The organism is Asinibacterium sp. OR53 (assembly GCF_000515315.1).
Classification (GTDB): domain Bacteria; phylum Bacteroidota; class Bacteroidia; order Chitinophagales; family Chitinophagaceae; genus Sediminibacterium.
In genome coordinates this window covers 2,416,919-2,435,776 of the sequence record NZ_KI911562.1, presented here as the reverse complement: position 1 = coordinate 2,435,776, position 18,858 = coordinate 2,416,919, and the positions used below count along the sequence as shown (strand labels likewise).

General features: G+C 43.5%; 25 protein-coding genes. 13 read left to right on the top strand and 12 right to left on the bottom strand.

The genetic code is table 11. The features are described from left to right. Window positions 1-22: 22 nt before the first annotated feature. From SEDOR53_RS0110865 to SEDOR53_RS17760, 4 genes are all read left to right on the top strand, one after another. Entirely contained in the window at window positions 23-1,495 is a 1,473-nt protein-coding gene (locus SEDOR53_RS0110865; protein WP_026769748.1) for a glutamate synthase subunit beta, read from the top strand. Window positions 1,496-1,741: 246 nt separating this feature from the next. Beyond that, window positions 1,742-3,133 carry an ammonium transporter gene (locus SEDOR53_RS17765; RefSeq protein ID WP_037361924.1) on the top strand — a complete coding sequence of 464 codons (1,392 nt, stop codon included), beginning with the start codon at window positions 1,742-1,744 and terminating at the stop codon, window positions 3,131-3,133. 157 nt (window positions 3,134-3,290) lie between these two features. After that, window positions 3,291-4,355, top strand: coding sequence for an outer membrane beta-barrel protein (locus SEDOR53_RS0110855; RefSeq protein ID WP_026769747.1), 1,065 nt, complete (start codon window positions 3,291-3,293; stop codon window positions 4,353-4,355). A 63-nt stretch (window positions 4,356-4,418) separates the two neighbouring features. Then, window positions 4,419-5,978: an ammonium transporter gene (locus SEDOR53_RS17760; protein ID WP_051416602.1), complete on the top strand. Its 1,560-nt coding sequence runs from the start codon at window positions 4,419-4,421 to the stop codon at window positions 5,976-5,978. Here the strand turns inward: SEDOR53_RS17760 and SEDOR53_RS19105 are convergent, their stop codons facing one another. Further along, window positions 5,979-6,212: a hypothetical protein gene (locus tag SEDOR53_RS19105; RefSeq protein WP_026769746.1), complete on the bottom strand. Its 234-nt coding sequence runs from the start codon at window positions 6,210-6,212 to the stop codon at window positions 5,979-5,981. 259 nt (window positions 6,213-6,471) lie between these two features. Between SEDOR53_RS19105 and SEDOR53_RS17750 the strand changes: the two genes are divergently transcribed. The 9 genes from SEDOR53_RS17750 to SEDOR53_RS0110790 all read left to right on the top strand — a co-directional run bounded on the left by SEDOR53_RS17750 (window position 6,472) and on the right by SEDOR53_RS0110790 (window position 11,601). After that, window positions 6,472-7,800, top strand: coding sequence for a site-specific integrase (locus tag SEDOR53_RS17750; RefSeq protein WP_084220411.1), 1,329 nt, complete (start codon window positions 6,472-6,474; stop codon window positions 7,798-7,800). A 625-nt stretch (window positions 7,801-8,425) separates the two neighbouring features. Then, the gene (locus SEDOR53_RS0110825) at window positions 8,426-8,833 is read left to right on the top strand and encodes a hypothetical protein (RefSeq protein ID WP_026769745.1); all 408 of its coding nucleotides are present in this window, start codon (window positions 8,426-8,428) and stop codon (window positions 8,831-8,833) included. Window positions 8,834-8,836: 3 nt separating this feature from the next. Continuing rightward, window positions 8,837-9,283 (top strand): hypothetical protein, encoded by a 447-nt coding sequence (locus SEDOR53_RS0110820; RefSeq protein WP_026769744.1) that lies wholly within the window; start codon window positions 8,837-8,839, stop codon window positions 9,281-9,283. 55 nt (window positions 9,284-9,338) lie between these two features. Further along, a complete protein-coding gene (locus SEDOR53_RS0110815) occupies window positions 9,339-9,530 on the top strand; it encodes a hypothetical protein (protein WP_026769743.1) in 192 nt (63 codons plus the stop codon). Between the two features lie 87 nt (window positions 9,531-9,617). Further along, a complete protein-coding gene (locus SEDOR53_RS0110810) occupies window positions 9,618-9,890 on the top strand; it encodes a hypothetical protein (RefSeq protein WP_026769742.1) in 273 nt (90 codons plus the stop codon). 161 nt (window positions 9,891-10,051) lie between these two features. Further along, entirely contained in the window at window positions 10,052-10,357 is a 306-nt protein-coding gene (locus tag SEDOR53_RS0110805; RefSeq protein WP_026769741.1) for a helix-turn-helix domain-containing protein, read from the top strand. Further along, window positions 10,338-10,631, top strand: a complete 294-nt coding sequence (locus tag SEDOR53_RS0110800; RefSeq protein ID WP_232214763.1) for a helix-turn-helix domain-containing protein — start codon at window positions 10,338-10,340, stop codon at window positions 10,629-10,631. The genes SEDOR53_RS0110805 and SEDOR53_RS0110800 overlap by 20 nt, the downstream gene beginning before the upstream one ends. Window positions 10,632-10,903: 272 nt before the next feature. Beyond that, window positions 10,904-11,161, top strand: coding sequence for a hypothetical protein (locus SEDOR53_RS0110795; RefSeq protein ID WP_026769739.1), 258 nt, complete (start codon window positions 10,904-10,906; stop codon window positions 11,159-11,161). Between the two features lie 17 nt (window positions 11,162-11,178). After that, window positions 11,179-11,601, top strand: coding sequence for a response regulator (locus SEDOR53_RS0110790; RefSeq protein WP_037361070.1), 423 nt, complete (start codon window positions 11,179-11,181; stop codon window positions 11,599-11,601). 76 nt (window positions 11,602-11,677) lie between these two features. On the opposite strand, the gene SEDOR53_RS0110785 is transcribed toward SEDOR53_RS0110790, so the two are convergent. The 11 genes from SEDOR53_RS0110785 to SEDOR53_RS0110735 all read right to left on the bottom strand — a co-directional run bounded on the left by SEDOR53_RS0110785 (window position 11,678) and on the right by SEDOR53_RS0110735 (window position 18,852). Next, window positions 11,678-12,124 carry a GNAT family N-acetyltransferase gene (locus SEDOR53_RS0110785; RefSeq protein ID WP_026769737.1) on the bottom strand — a complete coding sequence of 149 codons (447 nt, stop codon included), beginning with the start codon at window positions 12,122-12,124 and terminating at the stop codon, window positions 11,678-11,680. A gap of 161 nt (window positions 12,125-12,285) precedes the next feature. Further along, window positions 12,286-12,720 carry a DUF3872 domain-containing protein gene (locus tag SEDOR53_RS0110780; protein ID WP_026769736.1) on the bottom strand — a complete coding sequence of 145 codons (435 nt, stop codon included), beginning with the start codon at window positions 12,718-12,720 and terminating at the stop codon, window positions 12,286-12,288. 13 nt (window positions 12,721-12,733) lie between these two features. Next, window positions 12,734-13,291 (bottom strand): conjugal transfer protein TraO, encoded by a 558-nt coding sequence (locus tag SEDOR53_RS0110775; RefSeq protein ID WP_026769735.1) that lies wholly within the window; start codon window positions 13,289-13,291, stop codon window positions 12,734-12,736. Window positions 13,292-13,309: 18 nt separating this feature from the next. Further along, window positions 13,310-14,212 (bottom strand): conjugative transposon protein TraN, encoded by a 903-nt coding sequence (gene traN, locus SEDOR53_RS0110770; RefSeq protein WP_026769734.1) that lies wholly within the window; start codon window positions 14,210-14,212, stop codon window positions 13,310-13,312. A 27-nt stretch (window positions 14,213-14,239) separates the two neighbouring features. Next, window positions 14,240-15,568: a conjugative transposon protein TraM gene (traM, locus tag SEDOR53_RS0110765; RefSeq protein ID WP_026769733.1), complete on the bottom strand. Its 1,329-nt coding sequence runs from the start codon at window positions 15,566-15,568 to the stop codon at window positions 14,240-14,242. Beyond that, window positions 15,558-15,842, bottom strand: coding sequence for a nitrogen regulatory IIA protein (locus tag SEDOR53_RS0110760; protein ID WP_026769732.1), 285 nt, complete (start codon window positions 15,840-15,842; stop codon window positions 15,558-15,560). The genes traM and SEDOR53_RS0110760 overlap by 11 nt, the downstream gene beginning before the upstream one ends. Before the next feature lie 20 nt (window positions 15,843-15,862). Continuing rightward, complete coding sequence (locus tag SEDOR53_RS0110755) at window positions 15,863-16,291, bottom strand: hypothetical protein (RefSeq protein WP_026769731.1); 429 nt, start codon at window positions 16,289-16,291, stop codon at window positions 15,863-15,865. 10 nt (window positions 16,292-16,301) lie between these two features. After that, complete coding sequence (gene traK / locus SEDOR53_RS0110750) at window positions 16,302-16,925, bottom strand: conjugative transposon protein TraK (protein WP_026769730.1); 624 nt, start codon at window positions 16,923-16,925, stop codon at window positions 16,302-16,304. A gap of 15 nt (window positions 16,926-16,940) precedes the next feature. After that, window positions 16,941-17,936 carry a conjugative transposon protein TraJ gene (gene traJ, locus SEDOR53_RS0110745; RefSeq protein WP_026769729.1) on the bottom strand — a complete coding sequence of 332 codons (996 nt, stop codon included), beginning with the start codon at window positions 17,934-17,936 and terminating at the stop codon, window positions 16,941-16,943. Between the two features lie 3 nt (window positions 17,937-17,939). Further along, complete coding sequence (locus SEDOR53_RS0110740; protein ID WP_026769728.1) at window positions 17,940-18,572, bottom strand: DUF4141 domain-containing protein; 633 nt, start codon at window positions 18,570-18,572, stop codon at window positions 17,940-17,942. Between the two features lie 64 nt (window positions 18,573-18,636). Beyond that, window positions 18,637-18,852 carry a hypothetical protein gene (locus SEDOR53_RS0110735; protein WP_026769727.1) on the bottom strand — a complete coding sequence of 72 codons (216 nt, stop codon included), beginning with the start codon at window positions 18,850-18,852 and terminating at the stop codon, window positions 18,637-18,639. Between the last annotated feature and the right edge of the window lie 6 nt (window positions 18,853-18,858).

Here is an 18,858-nt window from a genome sequence, read left to right as displayed (position 1 = left end):
TAGCGAACGCAAAATAGAATGTATGGGTAAACCAACCGGATTTTTGGAATTTACAAGAGAGCTGCCAACCAAGCGCAGTGTGCGCGAAAGGCTGGGCGATTATAACGAGTTTGTTGACCGCCTGCCCGAACAGAAACTCAACCAGCAGGCAGCAAGATGTATGAACTGCGGTGTTCCTTTTTGCCACAGCGGATGTCCGCTGGGTAATATCATACCTGAATTCAACGACGCCGTATACAGGAAGAACTGGGAAGAAGCTTATGAGATACTGATCTCTACCAACAACTTCCCCGAATTCACAGGACGCATTTGTCCGGCTCCCTGCGAAAGCGCTTGTGTGCTGGGCATCAACCAACCACCTGTTACCATCGAAGAGATTGAAAAGCATATCATTGAAATTGCTTTTGATAAAGGTTTTGTAAAATCACGCAAACCCAACCTGAGAACAGGGAAGAAAGTAGCGGTAGTTGGTTCTGGCCCGGCCGGACTGGCTGCTGCAGCGCAACTGAACTATGCAGGGCATTCCGTGACCGTTTTTGAAAGAGATGATGCGCCAGGCGGACTGCTGCGTTATGGTATACCGGATTTCAAACTCGAAAAATGGGTAGTGGAGAGAAGGGTAAAACTTATGGAAGAAGAAGGTGTGGTGTTCAAATGCAATGCTAATGTGGGTGTGAACATCAGCATCAACGACCTGCTGAGGGAATACCATGCTATTGTACTGGCAGGCGGGTCTACCATTCCCAGGAACCTTCCTATCCCAGGCAGGGAACTGAAAGGTGTACACTTTGCCATGGAATTCCTGAAACAACAGAATAAAAGAGTAAGCAAGCTTCCTGTTGAAGGCGACGATATACTGGCAGGTAAGAAGCATGTGGTAGTCATTGGCGGTGGCGATACCGGCAGTGACTGTGTGGGCACTTCCAACAGGCATGGGGCCGTTTCTGTAACCCAGTTTGAATTGCTGCCCAAGCCGCCCGAATCCAGAACAGATTTCATGCCCTGGCCTACTTATCCTATGACGCTGAAAACCTCTTCTTCACATGAAGAAGGCGCTAACCGCCAGTGGGCCATTGCTACCAAAGCCTTTATCGGCGATGAAAAGGACCAGTTGAAATCATTGCAGATCGTAGACCTGGAATGGAAGTTTTCGGAAGATGGCCGCCCGGCTAAATTCGTGGAAGTAGCCGGAAGCGAAAGGGAGATACCCTGTCAGCTTGCCCTTCTGGCCATGGGCTTTGTACACCCGCAGCATGAGGGCCTGGTAGAGGAACTGGGTGTAGAGTTGGATGAAAGAGGCAATGTAAAAGCCAGTGAAAAAGCCTTCCAGACCAATATTCCCAAGATTTTCACCGCCGGGGATATGCGTCGCGGTCAATCGCTTGTGGTATGGGCCATCAGTGAAGGCCGGGAATGCGCCCGTAAAGTAGATGAATACATTATGGGATTTTCTATGCTCGAAAAGAAGGATGAAAGCTGCCTTATTAGTGTTTAGTATATATGTATAGTTAACCCTCGCTAAGCCTGTTTGAGAAATCAAACGGGCTTTTTTGTGTTTTTAATTTCCCCTTTTATCAAATAATTTAATTACCGTTTCCAATTTAAACATTTTTCAATTAAACGGGCATATACATTAAATAATATTAAATGTTAACAATAAATATAAAAAAATAAGAAAAACTTCATAATTTAGCTTTATAATCATTTATTGATTTTTTTCTTAATGTCATTTATCTCAACCATGAAAAAAATTCCTTTACAACAAATCGCGCCCTTCGCAATATTGGCGCTAGTAGCCTTGGGGGCCATCTTTGTGCCATCGTTTAACTTGTTCGATGGTACCGGTAAATACAACGCGGCCGACATTACCTGGATTATCGTGGCAACGGCCCTGGTATTCTTAATGACACCTGCCCTTGCGTTCTTTTACGGTGGTATGGTACACAGGAAAAATGTACTGTCAACCATGATCAAGAGCGTGGTAGCTGCAGGTGTGGTAAGTATTATTTGGGTAGTGGTTGGCTATAGTCTTTGTTTTGGCCAGTCGATCGGCGGCTTCATCGGTAATCCCATGACACACCTTTTCTTCAAAGGTGTAGCATCAGGTGCCCCCTGGAGTCTTACACCTACCATTCCGCTCACCTTGTTTGCATTGTTTCAATTGATGTTCGCCATCATTACACCCGGATTGGTAGTAGGCGCGGTAGCAGAGCGTATCCGTTTCACTTCTTATACTTTGTTCATTGTGCTGTTCAGCCTCTTGGTATATGCACCGATCGCACACTGGACATGGCACCCTGACGGGTTCCTCTTTAAGATGGGCGCACTGGATTTCGCAGGTGGTACCGTAGTGCATATCTCTGCCGGATGTGCAGCACTGGCTGGTGCACTCGTATTGAAACGTCGCCAGGTGCATATTGAACACAAAGAAATTCCTCCTGCCAATATCCCTTATGTGCTCATCGGAACCGGTTTGCTCTGGTTCGGATGGTTCGGGTTCAATGCCGGATCTGCAGGAGCAGCCAATGCACTCGCCGTATCTGCATTTGCCACTACCAATACAGCAGCGGCTTCCGCCGGACTGGCCTGGATGTTCTTTGATGTAGTGCGTGGCAAAAAGCCTTCTGTACTCGGATTCTGTATCGGCGCAGTAGTAGGGTTGGTAGCCATTACGCCCGCTGCGGGCTTTGTAGCCATCCCACAGAGTATTTTCATCGGCTTTGTTGCTGCACTGATTTCCAATCTTGCAGTTTATTATAAAAGCAAATCAAGTCTGGACGATACCCTCGATGTATTCCCCTGTCATGGACTGGGCGGTATGGTAGGTATGCTCCTGACCGGGATCTTTGCTACCAAAACCGTGAACAGCGGTGGTAACGACGGTCTTTTTTACGGGAACGCTGCATTCTTTTTCACACAAGTGAAAGCATTGCTGATTGTTGTTACATATAGCTTCACCGTTTCCTTTCTTCTTTTCAAATTCATCAATTTCATCCTGCCGTTGAGGGTAAGCACTGTGGAAGAACAACTGGGACTGGACGCTACCCAGCACGATGAAAAATACCTGCAAGGAACTTTGTTGGTCCATGAAAATGGGAACATCAAAGAAACCCTGCTGGATGAACAGTTCTAATATATTGTTGTGCCCATCTCTGACCGGATGTGGCACAACTTCGTTTCCTTTTCTTTGATTGCTTTTGAATGGTGTACCATAAAAAAGGTACAGCCTTACGTTGAACTTCTGACCAAGTTGAACGGCTGTACCCTTTGTTAATCATAAAACCAAGACAATGTTAAAGAAAATTTCGACACTCGGATGCGGATTTTTAAGCATGGCTGCGCTACATGCGCAAACTGACACTACCAAAAAAGCTGTTCCGGCAACCACTCTCACCTATTCAGTGGATGCCTATTACCGGTACGACTTTAATGATGCACCTGCTTCGGTAGCCAATCCCACCAACAACCTCACGAGTTTTACCAATTCAAAAAACTCTTTCGAATTGGGGATGGCTTCCGTTAGAGCAGATCATTCTTTCGGCAAGATTGCAGCTACTGCCGACCTTGGGTTTGGCAGAAGAGCGGAAGAATTTTCGTACAATGACGGACAGTCACCCAGCAAAAATGGTTTCCTCACACTGGCTGTCATCAAACAGGCATACCTCAGTTATGCACCTTCTTCTGCTGTCAAGTTCACCATCGGCAAATGGGCTACCCATGTGGGTTATGAGTTGCTCGATGCTTATGCCAACCGTAACTACAGCATGAGCTATGGATTCTCTTACGGCCCGTTCTTCCATACCGGTCTTAAAGCCGATATCTCCCTCGGTGGAAAAAGCGCCATCATGATTGGCGTGGCAAACCCAACTGATAATTCCACTACAACTTCTCCTTCCAAAGTAGCACTGGCACAGTTCAGCACAGGTACAAAGGATGACAAACTCAAGGCTTTCCTCAATTTCCAGGGTGGCGATGGTTTCAGTCAGTTCGACCTGGTATTGAATGGTGTAGTCAGTTCAAAGTTCGGTATCAACTACGACGGTACTATTAAGACAGTTAAAATAGCGGGCACCAATAAAAGCTGGTCCAGCAATGCGCTCTATTTCAATTACGACCCCACCAGCAAGTTCGGCCTCACATTACGCGGCGAATATTTCGACGATAAAAAAGCGGTTGCGGGAGTGGGCACCAGCATTTTTCAAACAACCCTCTCAGGCAATATCCATTTAGACAACCTGACCATCATCCCTGAATTCAGGCTCGACAATGCGAAGGACAATACCTTTTTTAAAGGTTCCGGGGCCGCAACCAAAACCGATGCCAGTTTCATTCTGGCTGCTGTTTATAAATTCTAACTGCTTTTATAATACCCTATCCTGCTGAGTTTGTAATATTCATCATCTTCAAACCCCTACGCCATGTTTTCAAGCACATTATCTACGCTAAAGCAACTGGGCAAAAGGAAACCTAATGCTTCCCCCGCCACACTCACACTTTCAAAAGCCGATCGATGGAGAATTGGAATTACCCTTTTCGCCGGAAAGATCCTCGGCTTATTGGTGGTGCTCGCCGTTATGAAAGTTTTACCGGGCATGCTGGCAACACCTGCCAAAGCAGCGGAAACTTATTCGGCCCACGAAACCTCTATCATGAATTCGATCAACACCGTGTGGACACTGGTGGCGGCATTCCTGGTATTTGGTATGCAGGCTGGTTTCGTAATGCTCGAAGCCGGTTTCGCAAGAACCAAAGAAACCGTCAATGTGCTGCTCGAATGTATTTTTGATACTGCTATCTGCGGTATCCTCTTCTGGGCCATTGGTTATGCTTTCATGTTCAGTCATGGTAATGGTTTTATCGGAAAGGACTGGTTCTTCCTCTCAGGCGTTCCGGCTACTTATGAAACCACAGGCGTACCCATCCTCGCACACTGGATATTCCAGTTTGCATTCGCCGATACCACTTCTACCATTACTTCAGGCGCGATGATCGGCCGTACCAGCTTCCGGGGCGATATCCTCTACAGCATTGGCGTAACCGGTTTCATTTATCCCATCATTGGTCACTGGGCATGGGGCCCCGATGGCTGGCTGGCAATGATGGGCAGCACCGGTAATTTCTTGCCCTCACTGGGTCAGGGATTCCGCGATTTTGCAGGCTCAACCGTAGTGCATACCATCGGTGGTGTGATCTCATTGGCTGGTGCACTGGTATTGGGTCCGCGTATCGGTCGCATCTTTAAAAGAGACGACAAAGAAAAAGGAGGCCTGCCTCCTGCCCACAGCCTGCCGTTAGCTGCCGTGGGTGCATTCATCCTTTGGTTCGGCTGGTATGGTTTCAACCCCGGCAGTACTTTATCTGGTATGGATGCCGATGGTATCGGTCGCATTGCAACCAATACCACCCTTGCGGCTTGCGCAGGTTCCTTAACAGCCATGCTGCTGCCGCTGTACTTTGGTCCCAATAAAGGCAAATACGATCTCCCTTTCACCATCAATGGTTTGCTCGCTGGTCTTGTTGCCATTACCTGCCCCTGTTATTGGGTATCACCCCTCGGCGCCATTTTTATCGGTCTTATTGCAGGCGCAGTAGTTTATTACGGAACCCTTTTACTGGAACACCTTCGTATCGATGATCCTGTTGGCGCTGTTCCGGTGCATGGCATTGCCGGTATCTGGGGTACTCTATCACTGGGCTTGTTTGCCTGTGGTAAATATGGTGCAACCGGACCTACAGGAGCCGATAATTCTGCTCCTGTAAAAGGATTGTTCTATGGCGGCGGATGGGATGTATTCAAAGCGCAATTGATCGGAAGCGCAGTCATAACCATCGCTACATTTTTAGTAGCCATCGTACTCATGCTGATCGTCAATAAGCTACCTTATCCATGGAAATTACGTGTAGAGCCTGAAGCGGAAACAGGCCCTGGTCTTGATTTGTTTGAGCACGGCAGCTCTGCTTATCATGTGCAGGATTAATCATTCCGCCTTTACAAACGGCCACATTTTTTGAGATAAATGACAGGCAAAAAAGGGGGCATCATCTTGCATGGTGCCCCTTCTTTTTCTCCCCAAAGCCCATTTTTCGGGCTTTCCACAGCTTTGTGGAAAATTTTTTTTGAAAATTTTTACTTTTTTTTGAAAAAACGGGCTGCCGTACAAACCCGCTTTTTTTATAACGCCAGCCCTTATTCGTTTTAGTTTTTTCAGCAAAAAAACTTAGATAAAAGCAAAAGTAAGCAAAACGGCGAAGTCCGTTCAAACACAGTAGTTTATGAAACGTGGGGCTAAAGTTGGAAGTCACTGTACTTTAGTTTTTGGGCTTAAAAAGACAGGGTTAGGTTACTAAATCGTTACTGGTTACTACCTGACCAACTACAATATAACTGTCTATATTTCAGTCTTTTGCACTCCTTTTCATCTTTCCTTGTAACTCATTGAAATTTAATTTTAAACATTAAACAATTGAGTTATGGAACAGTCGAAAAGGTCAACGTTTAAGCTGCTTTTCTACTTAAAGAAAAACGAGCCTAAGAAGAACGGAGCAGTTGCTATCATGGGACGTATTACCATTGATGGTAAGCCTGCATCATTCAGCACCAAGCTGGAAATTCACCCAGATAATTGGGATTTGAAACACGGTCGTGTATTGGGTAAAAGCACCCAAGCACTAAGCGTCAATAAAAAGTTAGATGAAGTACGCCTGCGTATTGATAAGCATTACGAGGAATTGCTCAAATACGATGGCTTTGCTACTGCACAGAAATTGAAACTGGCATTTTTGGGCGTGGGCGTTATGGAAGATGCCATACTAAAGGTATTCCAAGCCCACAATGATGATTTTGCCAAGATGGTTGCTAAAAAGGAACGTTCCGAAAGCACTTACAACAAATACAAAACAGTTTACAACCACCTCGCCGAATTTATCCAGCTACGGTATTTAAGAACGGATATGGCTTTCAAAGAACTGACCTCCGACTTTATCCGTGAGTTTGATTTTTACCTGCGTATAGACAAAGAATGTACCCATAACACGGTTTGGGTGTACACGATGCCTGTGTTGCGAATGGTAGAGCTGGCAATGAAAAAGGGTATGATACGCAATAATCCTTTCGAGGATTACGAAATCACCATGAAAGAAACTGACAGGGGTTTCTTACTAAAGGAAGACGTGGAAAAGATTATGCTTTGCAGCCTTCCGAAGCCAAAGTATGAACTTGTGCGTGACCTTTTTATTTTCAGTTGTTTTACCGGGCTTTCTTATGCCGACATTAAAAAGCTGAAACGGAGCAATATTCAAAATTTCTTTGACGGGCATCAATGGATTATCAGCCGGAGAAAGAAAACCGATGTTTCATCCAATGTCAGGTTGTTGGAAATACCAAAGAAAATCATTGAAAAGTATTTAGGTACAACAAAGAACGAATTTGTTTTCCCTATTCCCTCCAATAGCACTTGCAATGCTCATGTAACTAAGATTATGGAAGCCGCAGGCGTTGTAACGGAACAAAAAGTAACATTCCACACAGCCCGCCATACGTTTGCTACTATGATATTAACGGCAGGTGCATCACTTGAAAGCGTACAAAAAATGATGGGGCATACAAACATTACCACCACTCAAATCTATGCCAAGATACTTAATGAGAAAGTGGGCATGGATATGGATATTGTTGCACGGAACTTACGGGCAATGGAAGTTTCATTTAGTGCCATGCAAACAGATATTTCTTTACAGACAGAAATTGCTTCCGATGTGGTAATCGTTATGGATGCCGAAGAATTGGAACTTGCTATATAATAGCTATTCTTCTTTCCGAATTATAGAGCAGGATTTAATCGTCCTGCTTTTTTGTTTCCCTACTTAACCCCAAAGCACATTTAATGTCCTCAGCGCACATCCTTTCCCTTAAAAGAGCTTTGTCGGGTTCTGCTGATAAAGACTATTGAAAAATGTCCGTCCACATCCTTTACAATCATTTTCCAATATCCTTTATGTGGCTTACGCAGCCACAAACATCAAAAATGATTTTTAGAAATTCAGTGAGTTGAAAGTAAAATTTCTATCCCATTTAGAACCATTTGCCAATGCAATTTTCATTGCTTCCACCCATGTTTTTTTATCCAAGAAGCCTGTATGCTTATTGTTTACGTTTCAAGAGCAAAGGTATGACCGTGTTCTTAACGGCGACAAAAGGTCATGCAAGTTTGAAAAAAAATCTCCACCCTTTGGGTAGTATTTTTTCCCAAAACCTTGTGTCGCCTAAACACTAACCTTTTATGCTCGTGAAACGAAACATAGCATACTCCGGCTCCTTAGACGAATAAAAAAAATGTCAGACATAAAAATTAAAAGCATTGGAAATGGTACAGAAACGAAACAGCACCTCCCCACCATACCGAATAAATCAAAAAAAATAAATACAATGAAAGCATTAAACAAAATGGACAATTTGGATAAAGGAACACTACTTAGCAAACTGTTTCCCGAAGAATTACAGAACATTCAAAACGCAATAGAAAAGCAATGTGACTACTTTCTGCAAAATGAAATCGCCTTTCGTGAGGGCTGGCATCAAAAGGGATTTTTTACAGCAGAATTTTGGTACAGGCTTGTGGAGAATGTACACAAGTCAGTCGGAAAAAACGACCGCCAATTATGGAAACGCCCAAGCTGGTTTGCCGACCATCTTTTTGACGGACACAATTCACTTTTTGCTGTACACTGTCTGATTGAGTATGCAGACACCGAAGACTGTAACCCCAATTTAAAACAGGCAATACATCTGCTTTTCGGAAATGAAAAACTATTACAAATCACCTCAAATAAATAAGCGATGAAAAATAAAATCTCATACAGCATTGAAACCCTGCTATTTGGTATAGAGAACCCCAAAGGTGCTATTGAGCAGGTATTGTTTGCCAACAAAATGGCAGAACATGAAGGTATGCCACATTGCAATCGTCTTGCAAAATTGACATTCACAGACCTCACCGTTAACAGGGCTTTGCCCGGTGCAGTTCCTTTAGATGAAACGCTTATACTCGGTTATGAGGGTTGGAGCGATAGCACACTGCATCTATGTATAAGAAGCGGACGAAGTGCGTGCAAAATTGCAACAGGCAGTTTTCCAAATCGTGAAATAGAGATATACGATGATTACCGACACGCAATTCTACTCCGTAAACTTTCCGACAAGGACATAAAGGAAATTTTTAACCATGTATGGGACAATATGGAGTTAATACAGCCCAATCCAAACCCAATAAGGGAAGATTGGTAATAATAACCACAGGCGACCGCTTGTTATGGCGGTTGCCTTTTTAAAATCAAAGACAATGAAAATAAGAGATAAAAAAGGAGAATGGATTGAAGTTACAGACCTCAAAAAAGCCATTCAGCAGGCAGGCTGGTATAAAGAATATCAGCACGACCCGCCAACAGAAAGCGACAAAGAACGACAGGCTTATTGGGCTGACATACATGAGAAACTGTTATCGTTAAAAGCGAAACAGTCCTGTAATACTTAGGTCGTTTCATACAATCACCCACGTTTATATTTTGTATTTTTGTTTATAACGGGTTGGATAGTTTTTGTTAAATTAAATAGTAGAATTATGGTATCATCATTAGTCATAGGAATAATATTTTTGGTAGCGGGCTTGGCATTGCGTTATTGGATTAACCGCAGGAAGTTTTACAGAAGAAGCCCTACCGGAGCGGAAGGGTTTTCCAGCTATGAAAAATCAGTTGCTATTAAATTTATCGAACGTGTAGGTAAATGGATAGCCTATGCTTTGATTATTTTCGGGTTGCTATCGTTATGGGTATATTCAAGAGAGAAAAAGGAAAAGACATCCCAAAATATAGAGGTGCAAAAGCCCCGATAAATAACCCCCACAATCTTATAACGGTACAGGTCTTTACAGGCTTGTGCCGTTTTCTTTTGCGCCAAACCGTACCACTCAAAGCCAAACACACCCGCATTTAGAATACGCTTTACAACCTTTCCTAATTTTCATTTCTGACGTGAAAATGAGAGGAAAGGATTATGGAAGTAATAGCAATACCGAAGTCTGTTCTTAAAGAACTGACCACAGAGCTGGACGAACTGCTACAGCTTGCCACCGATGCAAGCAAAGCGTATGTAGGAATTTTTAACGGGGAACGGTGGCTCGATAATCAAGAGGTGTGCCTCATGCTGGGCATTACCAAACGCACCCTACAATCATACAAAGACAAAGGGCTTTTGCCTTTCTCAAAATTGAACCGCAAAAATTATTACAAATTGTCGGATGTACAGCGTTTGCTTGCTCCCAATGTACAAACCCAAGCAAATGAGTATGGAACTTTTTGATAACGATGCGGAGGAAATAGCCTATTACAAGAGCAAATTTGAGGAACTCCGAAGCCGTTTGGAACTGATACTAAACAATTACCGCCCTGTAATGAACGGAGAAATTTACCTGTCGGGGGAAGACCTGTGCAAGCTGTTACACATCAGCAAACGCACCTTACAGCAGTATAGGGATGACAATATACTGCCTTATGTACAGATTGGCGGTAAAATCATATTCAGGCAGTCTGATATATTAGAAATATTGGAGCGCAATTACATTAACAAATCATAAGCACGTAGAAAGGTAAATGATTGATTGTGTAAAACAGCTAACATTGTTATCTTTGCTATGAAAATATAGAAAAATCTTAAAGTGTTTTTGCTTTAAGTCTCGACATTAGAAACTGGTAATTTTTATATCTCCGAGACAATAAGTTAAGAACGCTCATGCTATGGCGTGGGCGCTCGCTTATTCGGAGAGAGGCGTACCAGTGCCTTAATGTCGGTAAGTGTAGTTGCCTGCGCTTTTTTGTTTGCAGGCATCCACTACAAAAAACGGATATTATGGACACTGCAAGCAATACCTATCCCGCCTTAGAATTTCCTGCTTCCGAGCTATCGGCGTTTGCAGTTACCATCGACTGCTTTATTATTTCCCTCAAAAACGGCAAAATCATACATTTCACACCCGATAATGTGGGTGATTTTTATCACTGGCTTATTTCCCACAATGTAAGGGATATACAAAAGAAAGAAACTAAAAAAGAGGAGCCGTCCGTTATCAAGTCAGGTAAAGGCTGGAAAGGATTTTTTAAGAAATAAAAAATATAGTAGCAATTATGAGTAACAAAATAATTCAAGTAGCTGTCATAGATGATAATGAGCAGCTTCGGTATATCTCGGTCAACCAACTTGAAACCTCTGGCTATATCGTACAGTTTCAGGTAAACAACGGGCAGAATGCACTTAAAAAAATTGAAGAAGACGGAAGACTGCCCGATGTTTGTATCGTAGAGGGAGACTTTGGAATAGTTAAATTGTTGCTCGAAAAGCACCCAAATTTGAAAGTATTATTTTCGAGTACGGACGATCACGAAGCAAGCGTCACGGATACACTGAAGGCTGGTGTTTCGGGTTATGCTCTGAAATACGCCGACCCTGATGAGATTGTAACTGCTGTAAAAGCATTAGCCGAGAACGGAAGATATTTCAGTTTGGGAATTAGTGGAATAGCAAGGGCGTATTTTATAAAGCAGTCATAATACTTATGCGCTTTGCTTTTGATTAATTTAAGAAAGAACCCCATTTTCCCTTCTTAAATTAAATACCTATAAATTGCTATTGGATATATTTTACCTTCCAATTAGCAGCAGTCATTTCAAATTTAATTTCATTCTTCCCATGTGTTCCAATTTCAGTCCAACCAGCTTTTCTGTAAAAAGTGTCTGCTCTCGTATTGGGAGCCGTGCCAAGCCAAACGGTTTCATTAGTTTGCATAAAATACCAGCCTAACATTACATTATGCAGTTGCCTCCCTAATCCTTGCCTATCAAAATCAGGATGGACAAATAACGCCCAAATATTATTTTCTTTCAAATCAACAATTGAAAAACCAACAACGATGTTGTCAATCTCGCAAACCCATCCTTTTCCTCTTATTGTTAAAAATTCTTCGCAATCTTTGTCTGTTACAAGGTCTGGGTTAGAAAGCATATTCTCCTTCACAGCATTTCTAACAATTTGTATTTGGGCAATATCACTGATTAAGGCTTCTCTTATTTTCATACTTTTTTTATTCGCTATTAGTGTTATTCGCAAATTTACCAAAATAAAATATAGCAATTTACTTACGAACGTATAAATAACCTGTTTTGTTAAACGCAAAAAAAGTCGCCCGACTTTTTTGGGTCGGACGACTTCTATTTTTCGATTGATACAATCGCTTACTAATCTTTATTGTTAAACTGAAAACTTACTTTCTTTTCATTCCCGAAATTGTCGCTTATCCAAATATCAAACGACTGCGATACGGCAGACTGTGAAGTGTAGTACAGCCGGAACTGTGTAGCGGGAAGCTGGTACAAATCATTCGGCATATATGGCGGTTCGTTGTAATACCTCAATGTGCCTTGCCCGTCATATTGGAAATAGCGGATAAAGTATTTAGCATCTTTGAAATTTCCGCTCCGCTCAACCGTAACCCTTATTTCAACGGTCTGTCCGTTCGATATATCTCCCGGAACGGGCATTACTTTTACCTCAAACGGATAGTTCTGCTGTATATCGAGTTCATCCTTATTGCAGGATGATAATATGGTACAACTGGTAATGACCAGGAGAAGTAGCCACAAAAAATTGTTTCTATTCAAAAATCGTTTCATTGTTGTTCTTTTTTTAAAAGTTAAACCTTAGTCCAATACCTGCTGATGGACGGAACTGTTTTAAATCCGTACCCCATAAAACTTTGGTACGACCTTGCAGGAGCAGCACAAACCTGTCAGACAAATAGGTTTCAAAGGACAAACGCCCCCCGGCTCCGTAAACAAAATGGTCTTTGTCAAGGATTTTTGAGCCGTCATACAGTACTTCTTTGCTCCGGTTAATGGTTTCATACCCCGCAACAGCAGTAAGCCCCGTATTTAGCGTTATTGTCTTTCTCGCATCGCCTAAAAGCTGGAGAGCGAAACCCATTTCGCCCGTGTAGGTTTCAAGGGGTATCTGTACAGTCCTGTAATCAGTGAGTTGGTGGGTATATTCTGCGCCCCATATCCAGTAATTCCCGCCCTTGCTGTTTACCGTCATGGTCAAATTCAGATAATAATTATCCTTTACTTCTTTGGATAACAATCCGGCGTTTACTTCCAGTCCCTTTTGTCCGGGTGTCATTCTTTGTGCCTGTGTAGCTGTAATGCTCAACACCGCAAGCATCACTGCAAAAATGTATTTTATCATTGCTCTTTTACGTTTTGGTTAATTAATCTTTAGGTGCATGGCGTTTACCAGCTTTGCGTGTACGAGGTCGGAATTTTCAACCTGTAAGGTTTGTTGCCTGCCGCCGTTCTTTTCAAAGATTTCAATCACCAGCACCTTATCATCGGTGATGGTGAACTGGTCGAGCAGGAATACATTTTGTTCAGTAGTATTGCCCGCAATTTCCGTGAGTGGCTTATACATACGCAATGGTGCTATCGGCTTTTCCTGCACTACGGTACGCTTTGCCACTTTCTTATCCACGACTTTGAAACTCACAAAATCAATGTTAAACGGTACATTGCTTGAATTGCGCAGTTCCGTATGGAAATAGAATTTACCGTTATGGACATAGATACCTTTCAATAAGAATTGAATACCGTAGCTTTTAGAAGCGATGTGCTTTACAATCCTTTTATCTTTTTTGTAAATCGTTTCCATAAGCAACCCGGCCAGCGATGGCGAATTGCTTCCCAATTCCTCAAACAACACATCATTTCCGTTTTCCCTGTCCGATGCTTTTTGCATGGTCAGTAAATCGTAATTGAGCGTTGTAGGATACGGACTGTAATAAACATTGAAGTTGTAGAAACGCCCATCATCGGTAATCACTGAAAAGTTGGTTTCTTCAGTAAAACCCTTAACGGTGGCTTTTATACGCAGCACGTTTTCGGCATCTTCTGCCTTGCCTGCAATAAGATATTCACTGCCCAAATCCACGTATCGGATAGCTGCCGGAAATATTAAATGTGAGGTCTTATTGTACGTTACCTGCATTTCGTAAGGTTCCACCTTGCCCATGCTTAATTTGCTTGTATTGGATGCAACCTGCTGTGCATTCGTAGTGGCATTAAAGGCTATCAAACAAACCATTGCCAAAAGACTTTTAAATATTGCTTTCATTTTATTTCTGATTTTTAGTGTTGAACATTAGTTTTTGGAAACGAGGAATAACTGATGACCGGCTTTAACGGTGACTTTCGGCGTTCTTACCTTTTTGGCGAAATAACCCGATATACCTTGCACCACGCCACGGGAAAGGTCGCCTGCTGCTTGTTGTCCTGCGGAGCGGGTCATCATAATGGACGTGCCGGAGGTTTGGCTCATGTTAGAGGCAATTTCCGTTAGGGCATTTACTTCAGGCGAATAAGGCACGTACAAGCCTTGCTGTCCGTCCAAATCGTACACCGTTATTTCCACAGGGATAATATTGCCTTCGTATTCGATAGAGGTTACTTTTAACTGTAACCTGCCGCCTGCAAACTTGGCGTTTGCCGTTAATACTGTTCCGGCTGGAATGGTACGGCTGGGTGTTTTTGCAGTTTCCATCAAACGCAGGCGTACACCACTTTCATCCGTTACGGTTTGTGTTTCCTGAACTACCGCTTTGATACTGTTTTTGGGCTGTATAACCTGCTCATTGGTTCCGGCGGTATAAAATCCCCTGTTACGGGCTTCGTTCCAGTTTGCCAAAAATGCACTGTCCGTAGGTTCACGGTACAAAGCAGATACGGCATTTTTCCTTGCTGGCGAGAACGCCACAAAATGTTCTTTTTGCGTAGCACCTTTTGCGGGAACAGTCGTATCAACCTTACCCGGTTGTGAGGTAGTATTGGATGGCAGATATTTCGCCGCCATCTGATAAGACTTCTCCATCAAAGCCATTTGGTCTTGCACGGTGGTGGTAGGCGGTACGTCTTTTGCCGCCAGTTTTTCCTTCAATTCATCCACCTGCCTACGGAGTTCCTGCGTTTGATAATCGTTATTGTCGTAAAACGAGCCTAACGTACTTTGGGCATTTCGGTAACTGTTTAAAGCCGGATTGCCGCCCCGCTGTGTACCACCTCCGAAAGCAGATCCGTCTTCGTTACCCTCATCCGGAGCAATTGCTTTCTTGTCGGTGGTACTGTCTGCGTTCCAGTAATCGGACAGGGAGGTAAGCGCATTGCGCTTTTCTTGCTCTTTCTGTTCCAGCATTTCCTGCTCATAGGCTTTTTGCTTGTCAGCTTGTAAGCCTGCATCCGTAGCCTGCGGCACGGCATCGTTCAACCCTATATCCTGAACTTTTTTCTTGTCGGAAGACGGTTTGAAGATTAGGTACATACAGCCGAGAAATACCAGAGCCATAAGCATAAAGATGATTGGCTTCTTTAGCTTTTCAGCTTTGTGCTGCGCACCGTCTTTCGGTGTTTCCTTTTGATTATTCGGGTCGTCATCTTCGACCAGAATACTCACCCTTTTGTTTTCATTATCTTTCATACAACTGATTTTTTAGAATTTTTGAAATACTGTCCTGCGGAGATACCGGGGACTTTTTTTGTTTGATAAGCGGGTTTTCGATATGCTCTATTTTCAGTTTGCTATCGCTTGCGCCAACATCATAGCACACTTTCGCTATGACGATAACGGACAATAACAGATAGCCCGCAAAGAGCAATAGTGTATAGCGGTGCTGCTTTTTTACTGGCAGCTCACGCCATTTGTCATCGAGCCTCTCAAACCATTTTCTGATTTTTGTTCTTAACTTTTTCATGCCTTAACTATTTTCCGTTTTTAGTGCCTGAAACCCCTGCTTTTGGGAACAGCCTTTTGTTGGGGCGCATCACTGACCAAAGCAATTGCCTCCTTTATTTTGGGAGCATTGACCACAGACAGGTTGGTGAGTTCCGATTGCTTTAATAAATGCCCGTACTGGTCTTTTCTTTTAACCTCCATTTTATTGAGGAAGAATTTTCCGTTCAGGTGTTTCACCCACATACTGCATTCAACATGGGGTTTGTTTTCGCCAGCCCATTGCAGGTAGCCCGTAATAAGTAGTACAGGCTTAGGTGTTCCCTCCGTACCATTACGGCAGTTTTCGAGGTATTCGCCTATGCTGTCTTTTAGCTTTCCGGGATACGCACCCTGCGTATGGAAATAGCCGTTATATCCTTTGTCGGTAAGGATTTTGGCAAACGTGTTTAAATCTGATAATACTTCCATAGAATTGATTTTAGCGTTCGATGACCTCCATGTCTTTGTTTTCCAGCACGGCAAATTTTTCGATGTTGAAGCCCTGCGGGTTGTTGTCCGAACGGACGGAGTTCACGAGGTAGCAAGAGGTCACAAGGCTGCGTTTGGTAACATTGCTCGAACGGATGATGAATTGTTTTGCGTAAGTACGCACGGCATAAGGATAGCTGTCGAAGTTGCAGACCACACTGTCCACTTCAATACGTTGCTGTACGTTGCCCGAAATGATACGATTGTAATAGCCCTTTTCCGAAAGGTCTTTGTAATAATCAAAGGCACTTTTGTCAGCGAGGTTGAATGCCCGTTTCATATTGCTTTCGATGGCATTCTTATCCGGTGCGAGTGTAAAGAATAATTCATGGAAACGTCTTACGTGTTCACGGGCTTCTACTGGTCGGTTAATGCTTGCATCCTGTGATAAAGCGAGCATCAATGATTTACCATTATCCAGTACATAAATCTTTTGCCGTTGTAACTCCGCAAAGCGGTAGGACTGCCAAACGGCATATCCTACTACGCTGATGCAGAGAATGGCAAAAACAATAGCATACAGTCTTATCTGTCTAAAACTGTTTTCGATGTTTCTTAATGTTTTAAATTCCATTTTTATGATGATTAATTATTTGTTCAATAACCTGCCGCCGATATTGCCTACTGCGGCTCCTGTTCCAGCTCCGGCAAGGTTTCCTGTTTTCGCAGCCGTAGAGTTTACATTGCGCATGAAGTTTCCTGCGCCACCCGCCTGAATTACCCAGCCCGCTACCGTTGGAATAGTGAAATAGCCCACTATGCCAATCAGCATGAAAATGATATACACGGTATTGGAGGTATCGGGGATATAAGTGGGGTCTGCTAACATTGCAATGTCTCGTTCCAGTATCAGCGATTGTATTTTCGCCAGTATGGAACTGAACATATCGGATATGGGCAACCACAGGTACACACTGATATATCGGGTCAGCCATTGCGTAAGCGTGGACTGAAAACCGTCCCATACGCTTATCGCAAAGGCTATCGGCCCCAATATGGACAGCACGATGAGGAAGAACGTTCGTATCGTATCTATGACCAATGCCGCCGCCTGAAAGAGTATTTCCAGCAGGTCACGAAACCACTCCTTAATGGCTTTTTCCATTTTATAGGCTTGCCTGTCGAGATACATTCCCGTCATGGTTGCCAAATCGGAGGGCGACCAACCCAATTCATCCAGCTTCTTATCAAATTCCTCATCGCTCACGAGGTAAGCGGTTTCGGGATTGCGAAGCATTGCCTCCCTTTCCAACTGGTCTTTCTGCTGTTGCAACTTGTTCAGGTCAAGCACCTGACCTTCGAGCATGGAGTGCGTGCCTTTCACAACGGGCGACATTACCGCATTGATAGTCCCCAAAACCATCGTGGGGAAAAACATAATACAAAGCCCTATGGCGAACGGACGGAGCAAAGGGAATACGTCTATCGGTTCCGCACGGCTCAATGCCTGCCAGACTTTGAGGGCGACATAAAAGAGTGCGCCCAATCCGGCGATGCCTTTTGCTATTGCAGCCATGTCTGCCGTTAAAGGCATCATTTCATCATACAGGCTGCGCAGCATTTCGTGAAGATTATTCCATTCCATAGCTTACCAATATTTTTGTTCTGCGGTTCCGTACAGTTCCAGCACCCGTTTGGTGTTGTTCTGTTTCTTCGCCCTCAAAATGCTTACAGAAATATTTTTATTGGTATAGTAGCGTACAAGGCTGTGGTAGTCCTTAACCTCTTTGTACACCTTGTCTATTACGTCCATACGCTCCTTATCATTTAAGGATAGCCCGGTGTTGGAAACAATCTGTTTCAGCTCTTTCAACAACTCGGTGCTTTCATTCAGGAGCGTGGAATAACCGTTGGCTATTGCCGTCAGTTCCTGCGGGGTGAAATTGGGGTCGTTCATCATTTTGCCGAAATTCTTCACATACATTTCGGACACATCGCCCACCAGCAAAACAGTTTGCTGTACCTTGCGGGCATCTTTAACCAGGTTGTTGACCGCTTTCAGTTTGTCGTAATACTCTTTGCCTTGGTCATACACTTTTTTCACCTCGTTGAAATTCTTAACCACGTTGCTCACAGTGGAGGACGTTTGCACGATTTCGTTTGCACTGTTGAGGATGCCGGAAATAAGGTTTCCGGGGTCAGTTACTACAAACTGCGCTTTAGCGGATGGTGCAGCGGCAAGCATGATTGCCGTACACACCAGTAACATTGCTTTTTTCATTGTTTCTGATTTTTAAAAATTAATAATTGCTTGATTTTCTCTTTCCCATATTCAATGGGCTGTCTTACATTTTGCGCCCCATTTTCTTAATGGGTTCAGGCGTTTTTTTCTGTTGCAGGTCGTTAAGCCGTGTAAAAAAGTCCTGCAAACTTTGAGGCTGGGTTGCCGATACTTCCTTACATAGTTTTGCAAAGTCCTGTTCCTCTTTGTTAGCGGGGTCGGCTTCAAATACCAAAGCCTTGTTGCTGCCAATAGGTAATGTGATTTTCTCCTTTTCCACTTGTCT

Excerpts from the sequence above, each read along its gene's own strand:
- SEDOR53_RS0110865 (WP_026769748.1), top strand. The coding sequence starts at position 23 with ATGGGTAAACCAACCGGATTTTTGGAATTTACAAGAGAGCTGCCAACC.
- SEDOR53_RS17765 (WP_037361924.1), top strand. The coding sequence starts at position 1,742 with ATGAAAAAAATTCCTTTACAACAAATCGCGCCCTTCGCAATATTGGCG.
- SEDOR53_RS0110855 (WP_026769747.1), top strand. The coding sequence starts at position 3,291 with ATGTTAAAGAAAATTTCGACACTCGGATGCGGATTTTTAAGCATGGCT.
- SEDOR53_RS17760 (WP_051416602.1), top strand. The coding sequence starts at position 4,419 with ATGTTTTCAAGCACATTATCTACGCTAAAGCAACTGGGCAAAAGGAAA.
- SEDOR53_RS17750 (WP_084220411.1), top strand. The coding sequence starts at position 6,472 with ATGGAACAGTCGAAAAGGTCAACGTTTAAGCTGCTTTTCTACTTAAAG.
- SEDOR53_RS0110825 (WP_026769745.1), top strand. The coding sequence starts at position 8,426 with ATGAAAGCATTAAACAAAATGGACAATTTGGATAAAGGAACACTACTT.
- SEDOR53_RS0110820 (WP_026769744.1), top strand. The coding sequence starts at position 8,837 with ATGAAAAATAAAATCTCATACAGCATTGAAACCCTGCTATTTGGTATA.
- SEDOR53_RS0110815 (WP_026769743.1), top strand. The coding sequence starts at position 9,339 with ATGAAAATAAGAGATAAAAAAGGAGAATGGATTGAAGTTACAGACCTC.
- SEDOR53_RS0110810 (WP_026769742.1), top strand. The coding sequence starts at position 9,618 with ATGGTATCATCATTAGTCATAGGAATAATATTTTTGGTAGCGGGCTTG.
- SEDOR53_RS0110805 (WP_026769741.1), top strand. The coding sequence starts at position 10,052 with ATGGAAGTAATAGCAATACCGAAGTCTGTTCTTAAAGAACTGACCACA.
- SEDOR53_RS0110800 (WP_232214763.1), top strand. The coding sequence starts at position 10,338 with ATGAGTATGGAACTTTTTGATAACGATGCGGAGGAAATAGCCTATTAC.
- SEDOR53_RS0110795 (WP_026769739.1), top strand. The coding sequence starts at position 10,904 with ATGGACACTGCAAGCAATACCTATCCCGCCTTAGAATTTCCTGCTTCC.
- SEDOR53_RS0110790 (WP_037361070.1), top strand. The coding sequence starts at position 11,179 with ATGAGTAACAAAATAATTCAAGTAGCTGTCATAGATGATAATGAGCAG.
- SEDOR53_RS0110785 (WP_026769737.1), bottom strand. The coding sequence starts at position 12,124 with ATGAAAATAAGAGAAGCCTTAATCAGTGATATTGCCCAAATACAAATT.
- SEDOR53_RS0110780 (WP_026769736.1), bottom strand. The coding sequence starts at position 12,720 with ATGAAACGATTTTTGAATAGAAACAATTTTTTGTGGCTACTTCTCCTG.
- SEDOR53_RS0110775 (WP_026769735.1), bottom strand. The coding sequence starts at position 13,291 with ATGATAAAATACATTTTTGCAGTGATGCTTGCGGTGTTGAGCATTACA.
- traN (WP_026769734.1), bottom strand. The coding sequence starts at position 14,212 with ATGAAAGCAATATTTAAAAGTCTTTTGGCAATGGTTTGTTTGATAGCC.
- traM (WP_026769733.1), bottom strand. The coding sequence starts at position 15,568 with ATGAAAGATAATGAAAACAAAAGGGTGAGTATTCTGGTCGAAGATGAC.
- SEDOR53_RS0110760 (WP_026769732.1), bottom strand. The coding sequence starts at position 15,842 with ATGAAAAAGTTAAGAACAAAAATCAGAAAATGGTTTGAGAGGCTCGAT.
- SEDOR53_RS0110755 (WP_026769731.1), bottom strand. The coding sequence starts at position 16,291 with ATGGAAGTATTATCAGATTTAAACACGTTTGCCAAAATCCTTACCGAC.
- traK (WP_026769730.1), bottom strand. The coding sequence starts at position 16,925 with ATGGAATTTAAAACATTAAGAAACATCGAAAACAGTTTTAGACAGATA.
- traJ (WP_026769729.1), bottom strand. The coding sequence starts at position 17,936 with ATGGAATGGAATAATCTTCACGAAATGCTGCGCAGCCTGTATGATGAA.
- SEDOR53_RS0110740 (WP_026769728.1), bottom strand. The coding sequence starts at position 18,572 with ATGAAAAAAGCAATGTTACTGGTGTGTACGGCAATCATGCTTGCCGCT.